This is a genomic window from Mesorhizobium sp. M7A.F.Ca.CA.002.09.1.1 (assembly GCF_003998555.1).
In the GTDB taxonomy this organism is placed as follows: domain Bacteria; phylum Pseudomonadota; class Alphaproteobacteria; order Rhizobiales; family Rhizobiaceae; genus Mesorhizobium; species Mesorhizobium ciceri.
Window position 1 is genome coordinate 1 of record NZ_RZRR01000752.1, and the last position, 2,815, is coordinate 2,815.

Here is a 2,815-nt window from a genome sequence, read left to right on the forward strand (position 1 = left end):
TCCATCATGTGGGCCGCTTCGGTCGTTTCCGACAGTTTCGCCTGTGCCGCCTCGAGCGACTTCTGCAGCCGCATCTCCTCTTTCTCGCTCTTGCCGAGCGCCGCCAGCAGCTCCGCCAGCCGCGCTGCTTCGGTGGCATGGACCGCCGACAGCTCGTCGAGCCTGTGGCGCGCTTGCGATTCCCGCTTCAGCGCCTTGTCGAGTTCGATCGACAGGTTGACGTGCTTTTCGCGCAGCATCTTGCTCTCGCGCAAGCGCCTGTTGGCCTCGACCGTCCTGGCGGTCAGCCGCTTGGCGATGTCGCCGAACTCCGCCTCGCGTTTGGCGCTCGCATTGGCTGTCTCGACGAGTTCCAGCCTGACCGCGGCAAGTGCCGCACGCAGCGTCTCCCGGTCCTGGACCAGACTTGTCTCGCGCTGCTGCAGCGCTTCGAAAGCGCCGTCACGCTCGCGCAGCTTTCGCGTCGCGTCGTGCAGCTTTTCCGACAGAGCCCTCTGTTCGGCGGCCAGGGCGGCATTGGCAACCTCCAGCTCGTTGGCGCGCAGGATGTCGCTGTGCAGGATGTTGAGGAATTCGCGCGTCAGATGGTGTGAGGTACCGATCTCCGACAGCTTGTCGTTGATCTCCTCCAGATAGTCCCTGGCGTCGTGGAAGAGTCCCTCGAAGGCGCTCAATGCAGCCAGCCGGGTCTGTGTATGGGCGGTCAGTCTTGGCGCGGTTTCGGAACTGTCCGCAGCGCCCGCATTCTCGGCATTCCCGGCATTGTCGTCATTTGCCGCATCGGCCTGGGGTGGCCCGTCATCGGGTGCCGCCTGGGCATCCGGCACATCGTCGCTCTCTGGCGGCGCCAGGTCGTCGGCGTCGAGACTTGCATCCAGCGCGTCCGCCAAATCGATCTGCAGGTCCTGGATCGCTTTATCCACGTCTTCAGCACGCTTGATCAGGCCTCTGAAGTTCATCGCCAAACTCCCCTTACGCATACCTCGCTTAGAACTTAACAAATTGCTAATATATCCTTACATCCGCTGCTTGCGCAGGGGAAGCCCCGTCGGCACAAAGGTAAATTTGGGACATTTTAGGGGTTTGGACGGCGCGAGCGATGCGGTGCGAGGGTGCGAAGCCGGTTCTGCCGGCGGGACAGCGCCCCCTCTGTCCTGCCGGACATCTCCCCCACACGGGGGGAGATTGGAGGTCATGCGGGCTTTCGCCAATCGCCAACGTTGCAAGAAGAACTGAAGCGCAGAAATTGCCAATCTCCCCACTTGTGGGGGAGATGTCCGGCAGGACAGAGGGGGGCGCGAAGGATCGCGGCTCCCTAAGTTGCCCTCACCCCGCCATGGCCAGCGGCACGGCGCTCTTGTTGGGGATCTGGATGTCGATTTCCAGCGTCGACATGGTCTCGCCGCGGTCCATCGAGACCTGCAGATAGTCCTGGTCGATCTGCACATGCTTGGCGATGACGGCCATGATCTCCTCGCGCAGGATGGAGACGAGGTCGGGCTGGCTGCGGTTGCGGCGCTCATAGGCGAGCAGCACTTGCAGCCGCTCGCGCGCCACCGGGGCGCTGGAGCGCCGCTTGAAGATGTCGAGCAGGTTCATGCCGCCCTCCTTCCCAAAAGACGATCGAGGAAGCCCTTGCGCTCGAAGGGCACGATGACGGGCAATTCCTCGCCCTCCAGCCGCCTGGCGGCGTCGATATAGGCCTTGGCAGCGGAATTGAGCGGCTCCGACAGCGTCACCGGCGAACCGAGGTTGGAGGCGCGCAGCACGTCCTGGCTTTCCGGAATGATGCCGAGCAGCGGCACCGACAGGATTTCCAGCACGTCGTCGATGGACAGCATCTCGCCGCGCGAGGCGCGCGCCGCATCGTAGCGCGTCACCAGCACATGCTTGGCGATCTGCTCGCCCTGCTCGGCCCGCAAGGTGCGGGCATCGAGCAGGCCGATGATGCGATCGGAATCGCGCACCGACGACACTTCCGGATTGGTGACGATGACCGCCTCGTCGGCAAAGCGCATGGCGAGCTGCGCGCCGCGCTCGATGCCGGCCGGGCTGTCGCAGAAGACGTAGTCGAACACCGAGCGCAGCTTGTCGATGACTTCGCCGACGCCTTCCTCGGTCAGCGCATCCTTGTCGCGCGTCTGCGAGGCCGGCAGCAGGAACAGCGTCTCGACCCGCTTGTCGCGGATCAGCGCCTGCGAGAGCTTCGCCTGGCCCTGGATGACGTTGACGAGGTCGAACACCACGCGCCGTTCGGCGCCCATGATCAGGTCGAGGTTGCGCAGGCCGACGTCGAAGTCGACGAGCGCCACCTTCTTGCCGGTCTTGGCCACGGCCGCCCCGAGGGCCGCCGTCGAGGTCGTCTTGCCGACGCCCCCCTTGCCCGAGGTGACCACCACTACCTTGCCCATTGAAAAGCCTCCGTTGTTGTTGTTCTTGGTCGGGCGGCCCTCGGCCGCCCCAATATCGAAACGAATGTCAGCTCAGCGTCGAAACCCGCAAGGCGTCGCCGTCGAGAAACGCCTGCACCGGCTTGCCGCGCGAAACGCCTTCCATCTCCTCGGCGGTGACGTACCAGCCGTCGACCGCCAGCAGCTCCGCCTCGTTCTTGCGGCAGAAGATGCGCGCGCCCCTGTTGCCCAGCGCACCCGCCGAAGCGCGCCCGCGCAGCGTGCCGTAGACATGGATCGAGCCCGCCGCGATGATCTCCGACCCGGAAGCGACAGAACCCAGCACGATGACATCGCCATCCGGATGCACGATCGCCTTGCCGGACCGGAGCGGCGCCTTGAGCATCAGCCCGCCGGAAGCTGCA

General features: G+C 64.8%; 4 protein-coding genes. All 4 read right to left on the bottom strand.

Features of this window, described 5'->3' with window-relative positions; translation table 11 throughout:
• Positions 1 to 959: hypothetical protein (locus EN994_RS25620; protein WP_127307905.1), on the bottom strand; the 959-nt coding region annotated here is incomplete at its 3' end.
• A 367-nt stretch (positions 960 to 1,326) separates the two neighbouring features.
• The gene (gene minE, locus EN994_RS25630; protein WP_024501686.1) at positions 1,327 to 1,599 is read right to left on the bottom strand and encodes a cell division topological specificity factor MinE; all 273 of its coding nucleotides are present in this window, start codon (positions 1,597 to 1,599) and stop codon (positions 1,327 to 1,329) included.
• The gene (gene minD, locus EN994_RS25635) at positions 1,596 to 2,411 is read right to left on the bottom strand and encodes a septum site-determining protein MinD (protein ID WP_013530671.1); all 816 of its coding nucleotides are present in this window, start codon (positions 2,409 to 2,411) and stop codon (positions 1,596 to 1,598) included. The genes minE and minD overlap by 4 nt, the downstream gene beginning before the upstream one ends.
• A 67-nt stretch (positions 2,412 to 2,478) precedes the next feature.
• The coding region (minC, locus tag EN994_RS25640) for a septum site-determining protein MinC (protein WP_127307906.1) at positions 2,479 to 2,815 on the bottom strand (337 nt) is incomplete at its 5' end.

What these genes read in the sequence shown, in the direction of transcription:
- minE (WP_024501686.1), bottom strand. Translation starts at nt 1,599, where the DNA reads ATGAACCTGCTCGACATCTTCAAGCGGCGCTCCAGCGCCCCGGTGGCG.
- minD (WP_013530671.1), bottom strand. Translation starts at nt 2,411, where the DNA reads ATGGGCAAGGTAGTGGTGGTCACCTCGGGCAAGGGGGGCGTCGGCAAG.